Below are 16,865 nucleotides of genomic sequence, written 5' to 3' on the forward strand. Positions count from 1 at the left end.
CTCAAAACGTGTTCTGGATCAAAAAAATACCCCTAGCTAGTGAGTGGAAGAACCGGTTATTCCTGAGACAATGGTATAGTTAAAGCGAAGTTTCCACGTTGGGTTATAGGTGTATGTTCTGACTTAACAAATTACTGACTCGATTTAGCTTTATACTTCGCACCAAATGTTAAGTAAGATCGTGCGTTTGTAAATTAATCTGTAGTTACTTTTGTCAAAGTTGACAAAAGGTTACTGAAAGGAGTAAAAAGCCCACAGTAAAACACTGGCTAAACAGTTGTAAAGACAGTGTGTTTCGTGTGGTTTTTATCCTTCCCTTTGAATCGATGTGGTGCACTAACTGCCAACATAAGAGCAGGATGTCCGACGCCACTTTTGATGAGTAAGCAATGAGTATGTCAACAACCACTGAAGTTATCGCTCATCATTGGGCGTTCGCTGTATTTCTGATCGGCGCTATCGGGTTATGCGGCTTGATGCTATTGGGTGCGTTCTTTCTGGGTGGGAGAGCTCGGGCCCGCGCCAAAGATGTCCCCTATGAGTCCGGTATTGACTCGGTCGGCTCGGCGCGTATGCGTTTGTCCGCCAAGTTTTATCTGGTCGCCATGTTCTTCGTTATTTTCGATGTTGAAGCCCTGTACTTGTATGCGTGGTCAATCTCTATTCGTGAGAGTGGCTGGGTAGGCTTTATCGAAGCAACCATTTTCATTTTGGTGCTCTTGGCTGGTTTGGTTTATCTGGTGCGTATCGGCGCGCTGGATTGGACTCCTACGCGTTCTAATCGCCGAGTGAGCAAACCGAGCATAGTCAAATACGCCAGCAGTCCTCCACAAGATATACCTAACAGTCTTGGTGTTGCAGGTCGGCAGCAAGCGGGCGATAAATCGGTCACGATTTGAACCGCATGTATGCTAGCCCGTAGGGTGAGTCTCAACCATGAGGCTCATTAATCCCGATGAGCTGACTCAAGTCAGTGATTCGGGTGAGTGAAAGTAGCTAACAACCCTGCAGCTCTAAGTACAAAGGGTATAGTGGTCAATAAATACAGCGAGGCATTAACATGGACTATACGCTCACCCGCATAGACCCTAACGGTGAGAATGACCGTTACCCCCTGCAAACTCAGGAAACCGTCAGCGGCGATCCTCTCGAGCAACATGTCCACCGTAGTGTTTACATGGGTAAACTTGAGAACGCCATGCACGACATGGTGAACTGGGGGCGTAAGAACTCTCTTTGGCCGTATAACTTCGGTCTTTCCTGCTGTTATGTGGAGATGGTGACCTCGTTCACTGCCGTACATGATGTGGCACGTTTCGGTGCGGAAGTGCTGCGTGCTTCTCCGCGTCAGGCTGACTTCATGGTCGTGGCGGGCACTTGTTTTACCAAAATGGCCCCGGTTATTCAGCGCTTGTATGAACAAATGCTGGAACCCAAGTGGGTTATCTCCATGGGTGCCTGTGCTAACTCCGGCGGCATGTACGATATCTATTCCGTAGTACAAGGCGTGGATAAATTCCTACCGGTCGATGTGTATATTCCTGGCTGCCCACCGCGCCCTGAAGCTTATATGCAAGCACTGTTACTGCTACAAGAATCTATCGGTAAAGAGCGCCGTCCTCTCTCTTGGGTTGTAGGTGACCAAGGCGTTTACCGCGCCAATATGCAACCAGAAAGAGAACGTAAGCATGCTGAACGAATTGCAGTAACTAACCTGCGTACACCTGACGAGATCTAAGCTTGTTATTTTGGCAAAAATAACGGCTCAGGATCGCGGTGCGTAAGTGATTTGTTTTGGGAATGAATGATTTTCTTCCAGAACATGTGTGCGGCAAATGACCACAAAATGACACATTCAGTGTGGTGAAAAAACAGTGTGGTGAATAAATAATGACCGATTTAACGACGTCCGATAGCACTCAGCCTGCATGGCAGACCCGTGACCATCTCGATGATCCGGTGATTAGCGAGCTGTCGAACCGTTTTGGGCCTGAGGCCTTTGTTGTTCAAGCGACCCGTACCGGTATGCCCGTGGTATGGGTAAAGCGTGAGCAATTGCTGGAAGTAATGACGTTCCTGAGAAAACAACCGAAGCCGTATGTCATGCTGTTCGACTTGCATGGTGTCGATGAGCGTCTTCGCACTCACCGCCAGGGCCTCCCTGAAGCGGATTTTTCTGTTTTCTATCATCTGCTTTCCATCGAGCGTAACCGCGACATTATGCTGAAAGTGGCACTGTCTGAAAAAGACTTGCACGTGTCCACAGCGACTAAGATTTTCCCCAATGCTAACTGGTATGAGCGGGAAACTTGGGAAATGTTCGGTATTACCTTCGATGGTCACCCACATCTGACGCGCATCATGATGCCACAGACTTGGGAAGGGCACCCGCTGCGTAAAGATTATCCGGCGCGTGCTACCGAATTCGATCCCTTTGTGCTGACCAAGCAGAAAGAGGATCTGGAGATGGAATCTCTGACCTTCAAACCCGAAGATTGGGGGATGAAGCGCGGCACCGAAAACGAGGACTTTATGTTCCTTAACCTCGGTCCGAACCATCCTTCTTCACATGGTGCGTTCCGTATCGTGTTGCAGCTTGATGGTGAAGAGATTGTCGACTGCGTACCGGATGTGGGTTACCACCACCGTGGTGCGGAGAAGATGGGTGAGCGCCAGTCCTGGCACAGCTACATCCCCTATACCGACCGTATCGAATATCTGGGTGGTTGTGTTAACGAAATGCCTTATGTGCTGGCAGTTGAAAAGCTGGCGGGTATTGAGGTTCCTGATCGCGTTAAAACCATCCGGGTAATGTTGTCTGAATTATTCCGTATCAACAGTCACTTACTGTATATCAGTACCTTTATTCAGGACGTAGGCGCAATGACGCCAGTGTTCTTCGCCTTTACCGATCGTCAGAAAGTGTATGACTTGGTTGAAGCGATTACCGGTTTCCGTATGCATCCGGCCTGGTTCCGTATTGGTGGTGTGGCGCATGATTTACCTCGCGGCTGGGAACGTTTGCTGCGTGACTTCCTTGACTGGATGCCAAAACGGCTCGATTCCTACGTCAAAGCGGCGTTGCAGAACAGTATCCTGAAAGGGCGTTCTATCGGCGTTGCTGCTTACAATTCCAAAGAAGCACTGGAATGGGGGGTGACCGGGGCTGGCCTGCGTGCCACCGGGGTTGAGTTTGACGTGCGTAAATGGCGTCCGTATTCCGGCTATGAAAACTTTGATTTTGAAGTTCCGGTCGGGAATAACGGCGACTGTTATGACCGCGTGATGCTGAAAGTGGAAGAGTTACGTCAAAGCCTGCGCATTCTGGAGCAATGTTATAAAAACATGCCAGAAGGGCCATTTAAGGCTGACCATCCACTGACGACGCCGCCGCCGAAAGAACGTACGCTGCAACATATCGAAACGCTGATTACCCACTTCCTGCAAGTTTCATGGGGTCCGGTAATGCCAGCTAACGAATCATTCCAAATGGTTGAAGCGACCAAAGGGATCAACAGCTACTATCTGACCAGTGACGGCAGCACTATGAGCTATCGCACCCGGATACGTACGCCAAGCTATGCCCATTTGCAGCAGATCCCCTCGGTTATCCGTGGCAGCCTGGTATCTGACCTGATCGTCTATCTGGGCAGTATCGATTTTGTAATGTCTGATGTGGACCGCTAATTATGAGCTACCAAAAAGAGACTCAGAATCATAACGAAAGCCAAAATGTGGTGGATCTGGCAGTCAATGCGGCTGAACCGGCGACCACAACTGAAGTTTTTGAGTTGAGTGCTGAAGAACGTGATGCTATCGAGCATGAAAAACACCATTACGAAGATGCCCGCGCCGCGTCGATCGAAGCACTGAAAATTGTGCAGAAACAACGTGGTTGGGTGCCGGATGGGGCGATTCACGCCATTGCTGAAGTGCTGGGTATCCCGGCCAGCGATGTCGAAGGTGTGGCCACATTCTACAGTCAGATCTTCCGTCAGCCGGTTGGGCGCCATGTGATCCGTTATTGTGACAGCGTGGTGTGCCACATCACCGGTTATCAAGGGATTCAGGCCGCGATTTCGAAGAAACTCAGTATTGAGCCGGGCCAGACCACGTTTGATGGCCGCTTTACGCTGCTGCCAACCTGCTGCTTGGGCAACTGTGATCGCGGTCCGACCATGATGATCGACGACGATACCCACAGCTATCTGAAACCTGAAGATATTGAGAAGTTACTGGAGCAATATCCATGACAACTAATTCGGGTTTTACCAAAGAGGTTATTCGCACACCAGAAATGCATCCGCTGACCTGGCGTTTGCGCGATGACAAACAGCCGGTATGGCTGGATGAATATCGCAGCAAAAACGGCTACTTGGGTGCTGAAAAAGCGTTAAAAGGCATGGCAGCCCCTGATGTTGTCAATTTGGTAAAAGACGCTGGCCTGAAAGGGCGCGGCGGCGCAGGCTTTTCCACCGGTTTAAAGTGGAGCCTGATGCCAAAAGACGAAAGCATGAACATCCGCTATCTGCTGTGTAACGCCGATGAAATGGAGCCGGGTACCTATAAAGACCGTCTGCTAATGGAGCAATTGCCTCATCTGCTGGTGGAAGGGATGTTGATCAGTGCATTTGCGCTGAAAGCTTACCGCGGCTACATCTTCCTGCGTGGCGAATATATCGAAGCTGCCGTGCATTTGCGCCGTGCGATTAGCGAAGCAACCGAAGCCGGCTTGCTGGGCAAAAACATCATGGGCAGCGGTTTTGATTTTGAACTGATTGTTCATACCGGTGCTGGCCGTTATATCTGTGGTGAAGAAACCGCCCTGATTAACTCGCTGGAAGGCCGCCGCGCCAATCCACGTTCCAAGCCGCCTTTCCCCGCATCGTCCGGGGTATGGGGCAAACCGACTTGCGTCAATAACGTTGAAACCCTGTGTAACGTTCCGGCCATTCTTGAGCACGGCGTTGACTGGTATCAGGGGATCACGGCGGGTAAGAGTAACGATGCCGGTACCAAACTGATGGGCTTCTCTGGCCGGGTGAAAAACCCAGGTCTGTGGGAACTACCATTTGGTATTTCGGCGCGTGAAATTCTGGAAGATTACGCGGGTGGTATGCGCGATGGCTTGAAGTTCAAAGCCTGGCAGCCGGGTGGGGCAGGGACCGACTTCCTGACCGCTGATCATCTGGATTTACCGATGGACTTCGAGAATATTGCCAAAGCAGGTAGCCGGTTAGGCACTGCACTGGCGATGGCGGTAGACCATGAAATCGGTATGGTGCCGCTGGTGCGCAATCTGGAAGAGTTCTTTTCCCGTGAATCCTGCGGCTGGTGTACCCCTTGCCGCGATGGGTTGCCGTGGAGCGTGAAGATCTTGCGTGCATTGGAGCGCGGCGAAGGTCAGCCGGGCGACATTGAGACGCTGGAACAACTTTGCCGCTTCTTGGGGCCGGGTAAAACCTTCTGTGCTCACGCGCCGGGCGCGGTTGAACCACTACAAAGTGCTATCAAATATTTCCGCGAAGAATTCGAAGCCGGGATCGCAAGTAAAGACTATGGCAATACCCGAGCCATAGCCGGTATTCAACCGAACCTATTAAAAGCGCGCTGGTGATACTTTGGGTAATATATGAGATACGTTGAATGTAGCCTCTCAGTGTACCCAATAAGAAAGTTTTTATAATTAACGCTTGAAAAATAACCAAATAATTTGCGTGGCGGCAAGGCGGCAACGAAGAGAAACGCCGGGAGTTTAGTGAACTAAATGACCGGTGTGAACGACGGCAGCCAACACAGCAGCAGCGTAAAGAATGACGGTTATTTCAGGCCACTTGGAAGCATGCATATGGCTACGATACATGTAGACGGCAAAGAATACGACGTAAACGGGGCCGACAACCTGTTACAAGCTTGTCTCTCCCTGGGACTCGATATTCCTTACTTTTGCTGGCATCCGGCGCTGGGAAGCGTCGGTGCTTGCCGCCAATGTGCGGTAAAGCAATACCAAAACGCCGATGATACCCGTGGGCGTTTGGTCATGTCCTGTATGACCCCGGCCACCGATGGAACCTTTATTTCCATTGATGACGGCGAAGCCAAAGCGTTCCGTGAGAGTGTGGTTGAATGGTTGATGACTAACCACCCACACGATTGCCCGGTCTGTGAAGAAGGGGGGAACTGTCATCTGCAAGATATGACAGTGATGACCGGACACAGTTTCCGCCGCTATCGCTTCAGTAAACGTACTCATCAGAATCAGGATCTCGGTCCGTTCATCTCACATGAAATGAACCGCTGTATCGCCTGTTATCGTTGTGTGCGTTACTACAAAGATTACGCTGATGGCACCGATCTGGGTGTTTATGGCGCGCACGACAACGTCTACTTTGGTCGTACTGAGAGTGGCACGCTGGAAAGCGAGTTCTCAGGCAACCTGGTAGAAGTGTGCCCGACCGGGGTATTCACCGATAAAACCCATTCCGAACGTTATAACCGTAAATGGGATATGCAGTTTGCGCCAAGTATCTGCCAGCAGTGCAGTGTGGGGTGTAACACCAGCCCTGGCGAACGCTATGGTGAATTGCGCCGCATCGAGAACCGCTACAACGGCAGCGTCAACCACTACTTTTTGTGTGACCGTGGCCGCTTTGGCTATGGCTATGTCAACCTGAAAGACCGCCCACGTCAGCCACAACAATTGCGTGGTAATGACTGGATCCACCTGAATGCCGAACAGGCAATGCAGGGCGCGGCGGATATTCTACGTCAGGCGAAGAAAACCATCGGTATCGGTTCACCGCGTGCCAGCCTGGAAAGTAACTTTGCGTTACGCGAGCTGGTCGGTGCGGAAAACTTCTATACCGGCATTGCCGCGAGTGAACAACAACGCCTGCAATTGATGCTGAAAGTGCTGCAAGAAGGTGGGGTTTACACACCATCGCTGCGCGAGATTGAAAGCTATGATGCGGTGCTGATTCTGGGTGAAGATTTGACCCAGACTGGCGCACGTATCGCACTGTCTGTCCGTCAGGCGGTGAAAGGTAAAGCCCGTGAAATGGCCGCCGCACAGAAAGTGGCTGACTGGCAAATCGCGGCGATTATGAATATCGGTCAGCACGCTAAACATCCGCTGTTTATCACTAACGTTGATAACACCCGTATGGATGATATCGCGGCGTGGAACTACCGCGCACCGGTGGATGATCAGGCACGTTTAGGCTTTGCTATCGCTAACGCGCTGGATGCGTCGTCACCGGCGGTCACGGATCTGGACCCTGCGCTGAAAGGCAAAGTGGATATCATCGTGCAGGCTCTGGCGGGCGCGAAGAAACCACTGATCGTGACCGGCAGCAATGCAGGCAGCGAAGCCATCATTGCTGCGGCAGCTAACGTGGCAACCGCGCTGAAAAGCCGTGGCTCTGATGTGGGTATCACCTTTGTTGCCAGTGCAGCGAACAGCATCGGCTTGACCATGATTGGCGGCGGCTCACTGGATAGCGCGCTGGAATTGCTGACCCGTGGTGATGCTGACAGCGTTATCGTGATGGAGAACGACCTCTATCGCCATGCGGCGCAAGACAAAGTTGACGCCGCGCTGGAGCAAGCAGCCAACGTGATCGTGGTTGATCATCAACGCACCGCGATCATGGCAAAAGCAGACCTGATTCTGTCTGCCGCCAGCTTTGCTGAAAGCGACGGTACGCTGGTCAATCAGGAAGGCCGCGCTCAGCGTTTCTTCCAGGTTTACGATCCAACCTATTACGACGACCCGAAAAAACCGGAAAACAACAGCATCATGCTGGAAAGCTGGCGCTGGTTGCACTCCTTGCATTCAACTTATACCAGTCGCCATGTAGACTGGACGCAACTGGATCACGTGATTGCGGCTTGTGTTCGCGCATTACCACAGTTGGAAGGTATTGTTGAAGCGGCACCGGATGCGACCTTCCGTATTCGTGGTCAGAAACTGGCGCGTTCACCTATCCGTTACAGTGGCCGCACGGCTATGCGCGCGGATATCAGTGTGCATGAACCGCGTCAGCCACAGGATATCGACACGCCGTTCGCTTTCTCAATGGAAGGGAACAACAGCCCATTGGCCGATCGTCAGCAGATCCCATTTGCTTGGGCACCGGGCTGGAACTCACCGCAGGCATGGAACAAATTCCAGGCTGAAGTGGGGGGGAGCTTGCGCTTTGGTGATCCGGGTGTGCGCCTGATTGAAGCAGGTGAGGGGACGCTTGGTTACTTTGATTCAGTACCGACAGCCTTTACCGCTCAGACTGATGGCTGGCAGATTGCCCCTTACTACCATTTGTTTGGTAGTGAAGAGATGTCGCAGCGCTCAGATGTCATCCAGCAGCGCATGCCAGCACCTTATGTGATGGTCAATCCAGCCGATGCTGCAACGCTCGGGGTTAACCTCGGTACGCTGGTGGAATTCAACTGTGCCGGTCAGACATTGCGTCTGCCAGTGCGCCTGAGTGAAACCTTGGCTCGGGGTCAGGTCGGCTTGCCGCTTGGCTTACCGGGCATTCCGCCGATTATGGTGGGTGCGCGTGTTGAGAATCTGCGGGAGGCAGTATTATGAGCTGGTTTACCCCTGAATTGATTGAGATTTTAATCTCTGTCCTGAAAGCGGTAGTGATTCTGTTGGTGGTGGTGACCTGCGGCGCATTTATGAGCTTCGGCGAGCGCCGCCTGCTGGGCTTGTTCCAGAACCGTTACGGGCCAAACCGTGTCGGTTGGGGCGGGTCATTGCAGTTGGTTGCTGACATGATCAAAATGTTCTTCAAAGAGGACTGGGTTCCGCGCTTCTCCGACAAGGCTATCTTTACATTGGCCCCGGTGATTGCCTTTACCTCACTACTGCTCTCTTTCGCCATCGTCCCGGTCAGCCCGACCTGGGCGGTTGCGGATCTTAATATCGGTATTCTGTTCTTTCTGATGATGGCCGGGCTGACGGTATATGCCGTGCTGTTTGCCGGTTGGTCCAGTAATAACAAATATTCTCTGTTAGGGGCGATGCGTGCATCTGCGCAAACCCTGAGCTACGAAGTGTTCCTCGGCTTATCATTGATGGGCGTAGTCGCACAGGCGGGTTCGTTCAATATGCAGGATATTGTTAACTCTCAGGAACACGTCTGGAATGTGATTCCGCAATTCTTTGGTTTTCTGACCTTTGCCATTGCGGGTGTTGCAGTATGTCACCGTCATCCCTTTGACCAGCCAGAAGCTGAACAAGAGCTGGCCGATGGTTACCACATTGAATATTCCGGTATGAAATTCGGTCTGTTCTTCGTCGGTGAATATATCGGTATCGTGACCGTCTCTGCTCTGATAGTCACTCTGTTCTTCGGTGGTTGGCAAGGTCCGTTCCTGCCGCCATTTATCTGGTTTGCGCTGAAAACGGCTTTCTTCATGGTGATGTTCATTCTGATCCGTGCATCCTTGCCGCGCCCACGTTATGACCAAGTGATGTCATTCGGCTGGAAAGTTTGCCTGCCGTTGACCCTGCTGAATCTGCTGGCGACTGCCGCGGTCATTTTGTACAACGCTCAATAAGGGGTGAATGAACCATGACGTTGAAAGAGTTAGTGGTTGGTTTCGGCACCCAAGTGCGCAGCCTGTGGATGATTGGCCTTCATGCCTTCCACAAGCGTGAAACCCAAATGTATCCTGAAGAGCCGGTTTACCTGCCGCCGCGCTACCGTGGTCGTATCGTGTTAACGCGTGACCCTGACGGTGAAGAGCGCTGCGTTGCTTGTAATCTGTGTGCTGTTGCTTGTCCGGTTGGCTGTATCTCATTACAGAAAGCTGAGCACAAAGATGGCCGCTGGTATCCTGAGTTCTTCCGTATCAACTTCTCCCGCTGCATTTTCTGTGGTTTGTGTGAAGAGGCTTGCCCAACAACTGCTATCCAGCTAACGCCGGATTTCGAAATGGGTGAATTTAAGCGTCAGGATCTGGTGTATGAGAAAGAAGACTTGTTGATCTCCGGCCCGGGTAAATATCCTGAATATAACTTCTACCGGATGTCCGGTATGGCAGTAGACGGCAAGCAGAAAGGCGAAGCCGAAAACGAAGCCAAACCGATTGACGTTAAAGGTCTGATGCCTTAGGAGCCGCTTTCCATGGAATTTGCATTTTATATTGCAGCATTGGTGGCAGTGGTGGCGACTATTCGCGTCATCACTCACACCAACCCGGTACATGCTCTGCTGTACCTGATTATCTCTTTACTGGCTATCTCGGCGGTGTTTTTCTCGCTGGGTGCTTATTTCGCCGGTGCGCTGGAAATCATCGTCTACGCCGGGGCCATTATGGTGCTGTTCGTGTTCGTGGTGATGATGCTGAACTTGGGCAACGTCGAACAACAAGAGCGCGACTGGCTGAAACCGAGTTTGTGGATTGGCCCCGGCTTGCTAGCACTGGTGCTGCTGTCGGTACTGATTTATGCCATCAGTTCAGTGACTGATTCCGGTATTAGCGGTGAAATGGTCGATGCCAAAGCTGTGGGTATCAGCCTGTTTGGTCCTTATGTGCTGGCAGTTGAACTGGCGTCAATGTTGTTGCTGGCCGGTCTGGTGGTTGCCTTCCATATCGGGCGCGAACATAAGCCGGGTGACGTGATGGGCGCGAGCGACAGCGCGAAAAGAAAAACGGAGGAACAAGCATGATCCCTCTACAACATGGCCTGATTCTGGCGGCCATACTGTTTGTGCTAGGGCTGACGGGGTTGCTGATTCGTCGCAATCTGTTGTTTATGCTGATAAGCCTTGAAGTGATGATCAACGCAGCGGCGCTCGCCTTTGTTGTGGCGGGCAGTTATTGGGGTCAGGCTGACGGTCAGGTGATGTATATCCTGGCGATCACGCTGGCAGCAGCGGAGGCCAGTATTGGCTTGGCATTGCTGTTACAGCTATATCGTCGCCGTCATACTCTGAATATCGATACAGTCAGTGAGATGCGCGGATGAACCTATTATATTTAACAATTCTGCTGCCACTGCTGGGCTTCTTGCTGTTGGCATTCTCCCGTGGGCGCTGGTCTGAAAATACCTCAGCCACGGTCGGGGTGGGATCGATTGGCCTGACGGCGTTGGTCACACTGTATGTTGCAGTGGATTTTCTTAGCCAAAAGGCCACCGGTGTCCAAGTCTTTAACCAGACGTTGTGGAACTGGATGTCGGTTGGCACCTTCAACATTCCGTTGACCCTGACACTGGATGGCCTGTCGCTGACCATGTTGTCTGTGGTCACCGGCGTGGGTTTCCTGATTCATATGTATGCCTCTTGGTATATGCGTGGGGAGGAGGGTTATTCTCGTTTCTTCGCCTACACCAACTTGTTTATCGCCAGCATGGTGATTTTGGTGTTGGCAGATAACCTGATGCTGATGTATCTGGGTTGGGAAGGGGTGGGTCTGTGCAGTTACCTGCTGATCGGTTTCTACTACACCAATCCTGCCAACGGCGCGGCGGCGATGAAAGCCTTTATCGTGACCCGCGTTGGTGACGTATTCCTCGCCATTGCCCTGTTCATCCTTTATCAAGAACTGGGTACGCTGAATATTCGCGAGCTGATGGTATTGGCACCGCAGAAACTGGAAATGGGCTCTACTGCCATTACCTGGGCGACGCTGATGTTGCTCGGTGGTGCGGTGGGTAAATCGGCACAGTTGCCGTTACAAACCTGGTTGGCCGATGCAATGGCAGGCCCAACCCCGGTCTCCGCGCTTATCCATGCGGCAACCATGGTGACTGCAGGTGTCTACCTGATTGCGCGTACCCACGGTTTGTTCCTGATGGCGCCTGAAGTGCTGCATTTAGTGGGTATTATCGGCGCGGTAACCCTAGTGCTGGCAGGCTTTGCCGCGCTGGTACAAACCGACATCAAGCGGGTGCTGGCTTATTCTACCATGAGCCAGATTGGCTACATGTTCCTGGCGCTGGGCGTTCAGGCGTGGGATGCGGCTATCTTCCACCTGATGACCCATGCCTTCTTTAAAGCGTTACTGTTCCTCTCTTCGGGTTCAGTGATTCTGGCCTGTCACCACGAGCAGAATATTTTCAAAATGGGTGGTCTGCGCAAGACGATCCCATTGGTTTATATCTGCTTCCTGGTAGGTGGCGCGGCATTGGCTGCACTGCCAGTGGTTACCGCAGGCTTCTACAGTAAAGACGAAATTCTGTGGGGTGCATTGGCCAGTGGCCATATCAATCTGATGGTCGCCGGGCTGGTTGGGGCATTCCTCACCGCGCTGTATACCTTCCGTATGATTTTCATTGTGTTCCACGGCGAGCCAAAAACCAAAGCGCATCCGGTTAAAGGGGTAGCTCACAGCCTGCCGCTGATTGTGTTGCTGGTGCTGTCGACTTTCGTCGGCGCGCTGATAACACCACCGCTGGCGGGTGTGTTGCCAGAGCTTCACTTCGGTGAAGAGGGTAAAATGCCACTGGAAATCTTCTCCGGCGTGTTAGTGGTTATCGGGATTGCACTGGCTGCGGCACTCTATCTGGGCAAGCGTCAGTTGGTCAACAGCATCGCGCAAAGTGCGCCGGGCCGCTTCTTTACGGTCTGGTGGTTCCATGCGTGGGGCTTCGACTGGCTGTACCACAATGTGTTTGTCCGCCCGTATTTGTGGATTGCAAGGCTATTGCAGCGTGATCCGCTGAACTCACTGATGAATACCCCGGCGATACTTTCGCGCTGGAGTAATCGCGGTTTGACGCTCAGTGAAAATGGACAGGTGCGTTGGTATGTCGCGTCTATGGGTTTGGGTGCAGTCGTCGTACTGGCTCTGTTGCTTTTCGTTTAATTAGGGACACAAAACGCCATGCTATTACCTTGGCTAATTCTTCTCCCCTTTATCGGCGGCCTGCTGTCTTGGCAGTGTGAGCGCTTCGGTACTAAGGTACCGCGTTGGATAGCGCTATTCGCGATGGGGCTGACATTAGTGCTCTCCTTGCTGTTGTGGGGGCAGGGCAACTATTCACTGGTTAACCCAGCGGGTATCCCGCAGTGGCAATCAGAGTTCATCTTGCCGTGGATCCCACGGTTTGGTATTGAATTCCATCTGGCGCTGGATGGGTTATCACTGCTGATGGTGGTGCTAACCGGCCTGCTAGGTGTGCTGGCTATCCTTTGTTCGTGGCGTGAAATTCAGCGCAATCAGGGCTTCTTCTACCTGAATCTGTTGTGGATTCTGGGTGGGGTTATCGGCGTGTTCCTCGCCATCGACATGTTCCTGTTCTTCTTCTTCTGGGAAATGATGTTGGTGCCGATGTACTTCCTGATTGCCTTGTGGGGTCACAAAGCATCAGACGGTAAAACCCGTATCGCGGCAGCAACCAAGTTCTTCATCTATACCCAGGCCAGCGGTCTTATTATGTTGATTGCCATTTTGGGGTTGGTGTTTGTGCACTACAACGCCACCGGTATCTGGACCTTCAACTACGAAGATCTGTTGAAGACGCCGATGTCCCACAATGTGGAATATCTGCTGATGCTGGGCTTCTTTATCGCCTTTGCGGTAAAAATGCCGGTTGTGCCACTGCACGGCTGGTTGCCAGATGCACACAGTCAGGCACCCACCGCAGGTTCTGTTGACCTGGCGGGGATTTTGCTGAAAACCGCAGCTTATGGTTTGCTGCGCTTTAGTCTGCCGCTGTTCCCGAACGCCTCTCATGAGTTTGCACCTATCGCCATGTGGTTAGGTGTCATCGGTATCTTCTACGGTGCGTGGATGGCCTTCTGCCAGACTGATATCAAACGCCTGATTGCTTATACCAGCGTGTCGCACATGGGCTTTGTATTGATTGCCATCTATACCGGCAGCCAACTGGCTTATCAAGGTGCGGTTATCCAGATGATTGCCCACGGCTTGTCTGCCGCCGGTATGTTCATCATCTGTGGTCAGTTGTATGAGCGCCTGCATACCCGTGACATGCGTCAGATGGGCGGCCTGTGGGGCCGAATCAAATACTTGCCTGCACTATCGCTGTTCTTCGCGGTAGCGACACTGGGGATGCCGGGCACCGGTAACTTCGTCGGCGAGTTTATGATCCTGTTTGGCAGCTTCCAGGTGGTTCCGGTGATTACCGTGATCTCTACCTTTGGTCTGGTCTTTGCTTCGGTTTATTCGCTTATCATGATGCAGCGTGCTTATTATGGTGCGCCAAAATCACAAGAAGCGTTACCGGGCATGAGCGCAAGGGAACTATCCATCATCCTGCTGTTAGTGGTGTTATTAGTGTTGCTGGGGGTTTACCCGCAGCCGATTCTTGATACCTCCCATGCTGCGATGAGTAATGTACAGCAGTGGTTCAATGCTTCATCTATTACAACTACAAGGCCGTAATTCGCCATGACAATAACTCCTCAACAACTGATCGCAATGCTACCGCTGTTGATCGTCGGATTGACGGTGGTGGTTGTGATGCTCTCCATTGCGTGGCGACGCGATCACTTTATTAACGCCACCCTGACGGTCATCGGGCTTAACCTGGCGCTGCTGTCACTCTATTTTGTCGGCCAGGTCGGGCCGATGGATGTCACGCCGCTGATGCGGATTGACGGCTATGCGATGTTCTATACCGGGCTGGTGATTGTTGCCAGCCTGGCAACCAGCACCTTTGCTTATCCTTGGTTGAATGGCTATCCAGATAACCGCGAAGAGTTCTACCTGTTGGTGCTGATTGCCACCATGGGCGGCATTCTGTTAGCCAGTGCCAACCATCTGGCGTCGCTGTTCCTGGGTATTGAGCTTATCTCCCTGCCGCTGTTTGGCCTGATTGGTTATGCCTATCGCCAGAAGCGTTCACTGGAAGCTAGTATCAAATACATGCTGCTGTCTGCGGCGGCATCGTCATTCCTGTTGTTCGGGATGGCGCTGCTGTATGCTGAGTCTGGCAGTTTGTCTTTCGCCGGTCTGGGCAAGAGCCTAAGTGACTCCGCTATCCACCAGCCGTTGATTCTGGCGGGCCTCGGGATGATGATTGTTGGTCTTGGCTTTAAGTTGTCGCTGGTGCCGTTCCAACTGTGGACGCCGGATGTGTATCAGGGTGCTCCCGCTCCGGTATCTACCTTCCTGGCGACCGCCAGTAAGATTGCCATCTTTGCGGTAGTCATGCGCTTGTTCCTGTACGCGCCGGCCGCCGACAGTGAAGCGGTGCGTTTGGTGCTCTCCTTGATTGCGGTGGCATCAATACTGTTCGGTAACTTAATGGCTATCAGCCAGACCAACATCAAGCGTCTGCTGGGTTACTCTTCTATCGCGCACCTTGGCTACTTGCTGATTGCGCTGGTGGCGGTGCAGACCCATCAGTTGGCACTGGAAACCGTCGGTGTTTATCTGGCCGGTTACCTGTTCAGCAGCTTGGGTGCGTTCGGTGTGGTTAGCTTGATGTCTAGCCCGTATAAAGGCCCGGATGCAGAATCGCTGTTCTCTTATCGTGGTCTGTTCTGGCATAAACCGATTCTGTCGGCGGTGATGACCGTAATGATGCTATCACTGGCCGGTATCCCAATGACGTTGGGCTTTATCGGTAAGTTCTTTGTGGTCGCAATGGGTGTCAGCGCCAACCTGTGGTGGTTGACCGGTGCGGTGGTCTTAGGCAGTGCCATCGGCCTGTACTACTATCTGCGTGTGACGGTGAGCCTGTTCCTCAGCGCGCCGGAAACACTGGTGCGTGACACACCAAGCAACTGGGCATTGACTGCTGGCGGTGTGGTGGTGCTGATTTCTGCGATTTTGGTGCTGTTCCTGGGTATTTACCCGCAGCCGTTGATCTCGCTGGTTCAGATGGCTCAGCCACTGATGTAATTGATTGTTAAGCCTGTTCCCAAACCCCCTGTTAGCCGAAACGCGCAGGGGGTTTTGTTTTTTTACCCGGTGCTGAAATTAATGTTATTTAAGGTGGGGGTGGGGTAAAACATGGAGCGGTGAACACATTTTTTTGAGATATCTTTATCAGTGATTATTTCACTCTATTCTTAAGGATATTTATGTTGTGCTGTATACCTTCACCTCCATCAATTAATGATAATAACTCTTATACAAAATATGATTCTATGGATGATTTTTTATCGCTATCAGATGAAATAGTTCCAACGGCCGGTTTTTTTAAAGATAAAGAAACAATCAACTTCTTGCTTGATAGGGCGAAGGGAGATGAAAAATTCAATATGGCGATGATAGAAAATGCATATTTAATTACAAATAAAAATGATACATATATGAGAAACCCTTATGTTGACTTAATCGACAAGGTTAACATTTCTGCAATTAACTCTTTGAATATTTTGCAGAAAAAAATAGATGAAGGCAGTGATATTTATATTAAAGCTGGCGAATTGCTCAATAAAGTCATCATTAATCATTTCATTGGCACAGCATCTGACTTAAAAATAGATGATATCAATATTGATAATTGGGTAAATAGAAACCCGCTAACTAAAGCGCTGAAGTTTTGTATTAAAGATAATCATGGGCAGGCTGATATTAATGCGGTTATCTCAGAGAGAGTCATTCAGTACTATCAATCTATAAAAAACGGAGTGTCTTTTTTAGATTGCGACCCTGAGGTACTTACTAATAGACTGCTTTTCAATATTTTTAATTTCCAAACACAAATAACACCATATGCTAATGAAAAGGGTTATTTTAGCGAATGGACCGCAAATGGTGATAAGCAAATTTTTAATAAACGCGCGTGTATCGCGCTTCCAAATTATGCATAGTGTTTATTGTGTGACTTTGATCACATTACAAATGTAATGATAACAACAGTATTTATATTTTCGTGACAAAAATACGGAATATTGCTCATCAATTCAGGTAAACTGCTCGACTTTCACTCA

15 protein-coding genes are annotated in these 16,865 nt (G+C 51.2%); 14 read left to right on the top strand and 1 reads right to left on the bottom strand.

All coding sequences use genetic code 11. The annotated features are described in order from the left end of the window. Positions 1-214: 214 nt before the first annotated feature. Positions 215-409 (bottom strand): hypothetical protein, encoded by a 195-nt coding sequence (locus tag A6J66_001870; protein PNM23044.1) that lies wholly within the window; start codon positions 407-409, stop codon positions 215-217. On the opposite strand from A6J66_001870, the gene nuoA reads away from it, so the two are divergent. From nuoA to A6J66_001940, 14 genes are all read left to right on the top strand, one after another. Beyond that, complete coding sequence (nuoA, locus tag A6J66_001875; protein ID PNM26864.1) at positions 396-899, top strand: NADH-quinone oxidoreductase subunit NuoA; 504 nt, start codon at positions 396-398, stop codon at positions 897-899. The two genes, A6J66_001870 and nuoA, sit on opposite strands and share 14 nt — an antisense overlap. 161 nt (positions 900-1,060) lie before the next feature. After that, entirely contained in the window at positions 1,061-1,738 is a 678-nt protein-coding gene (locus tag A6J66_001880) for an NADH-quinone oxidoreductase subunit B (protein ID PNM23045.1), read from the top strand. A 152-nt stretch (positions 1,739-1,890) separates the two neighbouring features. Beyond that, entirely contained in the window at positions 1,891-3,687 is a 1,797-nt protein-coding gene (locus A6J66_001885) for an NADH-quinone oxidoreductase subunit NuoC/D (GenBank protein ID PNM23046.1), read from the top strand. Positions 3,688-3,734: 47 nt separating this feature from the next. Next, complete coding sequence (locus A6J66_001890; GenBank protein ID PNM26865.1) at positions 3,735-4,253, top strand: NADH-quinone oxidoreductase subunit NuoE; 519 nt, start codon at positions 3,735-3,737, stop codon at positions 4,251-4,253. After that, the gene (locus tag A6J66_001895) at positions 4,250-5,617 is read left to right on the top strand and encodes an NADH-quinone oxidoreductase subunit NuoF (protein PNM23047.1); all 1,368 of its coding nucleotides are present in this window, start codon (positions 4,250-4,252) and stop codon (positions 5,615-5,617) included. Before A6J66_001890 ends, A6J66_001895 begins: the two co-directional genes overlap by 4 nt. Before the next feature lie 231 nt (positions 5,618-5,848). Beyond that, entirely contained in the window at positions 5,849-8,593 is a 2,745-nt protein-coding gene (locus tag A6J66_001900; protein PNM26866.1) for an NADH-quinone oxidoreductase subunit NuoG, read from the top strand. Next, positions 8,590-9,567 carry an NADH-quinone oxidoreductase subunit NuoH gene (locus tag A6J66_001905; protein PNM23048.1) on the top strand — a complete coding sequence of 326 codons (978 nt, stop codon included), beginning with the start codon at positions 8,590-8,592 and terminating at the stop codon, positions 9,565-9,567. The genes A6J66_001900 and A6J66_001905 overlap by 4 nt, the downstream gene beginning before the upstream one ends. 14 nt (positions 9,568-9,581) lie before the next feature. Continuing rightward, on the top strand, positions 9,582-10,124 hold the full coding sequence (locus A6J66_001910; GenBank protein PNM23049.1) for an NADH-quinone oxidoreductase subunit NuoI: 543 nt from the start codon (positions 9,582-9,584) through the stop codon (positions 10,122-10,124). Between the two features lie 12 nt (positions 10,125-10,136). Further along, on the top strand, positions 10,137-10,682 hold the full coding sequence (locus tag A6J66_001915) for an NADH-quinone oxidoreductase subunit J (GenBank protein ID PNM23050.1): 546 nt from the start codon (positions 10,137-10,139) through the stop codon (positions 10,680-10,682). After that, on the top strand, positions 10,679-10,981 hold the full coding sequence (locus tag A6J66_001920) for an NADH-quinone oxidoreductase subunit K (GenBank protein ID PNM23051.1): 303 nt from the start codon (positions 10,679-10,681) through the stop codon (positions 10,979-10,981). Before A6J66_001915 ends, A6J66_001920 begins: the two co-directional genes overlap by 4 nt. After that, positions 10,978-12,822, top strand: a complete 1,845-nt coding sequence (locus A6J66_001925; GenBank protein PNM23052.1) for an NADH-quinone oxidoreductase subunit L — start codon at positions 10,978-10,980, stop codon at positions 12,820-12,822. Before A6J66_001920 ends, A6J66_001925 begins: the two co-directional genes overlap by 4 nt. 18 nt (positions 12,823-12,840) lie before the next feature. After that, complete coding sequence (locus tag A6J66_001930; GenBank protein PNM23053.1) at positions 12,841-14,364, top strand: NADH-quinone oxidoreductase subunit M; 1,524 nt, start codon at positions 12,841-12,843, stop codon at positions 14,362-14,364. A 6-nt stretch (positions 14,365-14,370) separates the two neighbouring features. After that, the gene (locus A6J66_001935; protein ID PNM23054.1) at positions 14,371-15,828 is read left to right on the top strand and encodes an NADH-quinone oxidoreductase subunit NuoN; all 1,458 of its coding nucleotides are present in this window, start codon (positions 14,371-14,373) and stop codon (positions 15,826-15,828) included. Positions 15,829-16,076: 248 nt separating this feature from the next. After that, positions 16,077-16,745, top strand: coding sequence for a hypothetical protein (locus tag A6J66_001940; GenBank protein PNM23055.1), 669 nt, complete (start codon positions 16,077-16,079; stop codon positions 16,743-16,745). Positions 16,746-16,865: the final 120 nt, after the last annotated feature.

Source organism: Yersinia enterocolitica (assembly GCA_002082245.2).
Classification (GTDB): Bacteria; Pseudomonadota; Gammaproteobacteria; order Enterobacterales; family Enterobacteriaceae; genus Yersinia; species Yersinia enterocolitica_E.

What these genes read in the sequence shown, in the direction of transcription:
- A6J66_001930 (PNM23053.1), top strand. Translation starts at nt 12,841, where the DNA reads ATGCTATTACCTTGGCTAATTCTTCTCCCCTTTATCGGCGGCCTGCTG.
- A6J66_001885 (PNM23046.1), top strand. Translation starts at nt 1,891, where the DNA reads ATGACCGATTTAACGACGTCCGATAGCACTCAGCCTGCATGGCAGACC.
- A6J66_001900 (PNM26866.1), top strand. Translation starts at nt 5,849, where the DNA reads ATGGCTACGATACATGTAGACGGCAAAGAATACGACGTAAACGGGGCC.
- A6J66_001910 (PNM23049.1), top strand. Translation starts at nt 9,582, where the DNA reads ATGACGTTGAAAGAGTTAGTGGTTGGTTTCGGCACCCAAGTGCGCAGC.
- A6J66_001940 (PNM23055.1), top strand. Translation starts at nt 16,077, where the DNA reads ATGGATGATTTTTTATCGCTATCAGATGAAATAGTTCCAACGGCCGGT.
- nuoA (PNM26864.1), top strand. Translation starts at nt 396, where the DNA reads ATGTCAACAACCACTGAAGTTATCGCTCATCATTGGGCGTTCGCTGTA.
- A6J66_001880 (PNM23045.1), top strand. Translation starts at nt 1,061, where the DNA reads ATGGACTATACGCTCACCCGCATAGACCCTAACGGTGAGAATGACCGT.
- A6J66_001925 (PNM23052.1), top strand. Translation starts at nt 10,978, where the DNA reads ATGAACCTATTATATTTAACAATTCTGCTGCCACTGCTGGGCTTCTTG.
- A6J66_001905 (PNM23048.1), top strand. Translation starts at nt 8,590, where the DNA reads ATGAGCTGGTTTACCCCTGAATTGATTGAGATTTTAATCTCTGTCCTG.
- A6J66_001920 (PNM23051.1), top strand. Translation starts at nt 10,679, where the DNA reads ATGATCCCTCTACAACATGGCCTGATTCTGGCGGCCATACTGTTTGTG.
- A6J66_001935 (PNM23054.1), top strand. Translation starts at nt 14,371, where the DNA reads ATGACAATAACTCCTCAACAACTGATCGCAATGCTACCGCTGTTGATC.
- A6J66_001915 (PNM23050.1), top strand. Translation starts at nt 10,137, where the DNA reads ATGGAATTTGCATTTTATATTGCAGCATTGGTGGCAGTGGTGGCGACT.
- A6J66_001895 (PNM23047.1), top strand. Translation starts at nt 4,250, where the DNA reads ATGACAACTAATTCGGGTTTTACCAAAGAGGTTATTCGCACACCAGAA.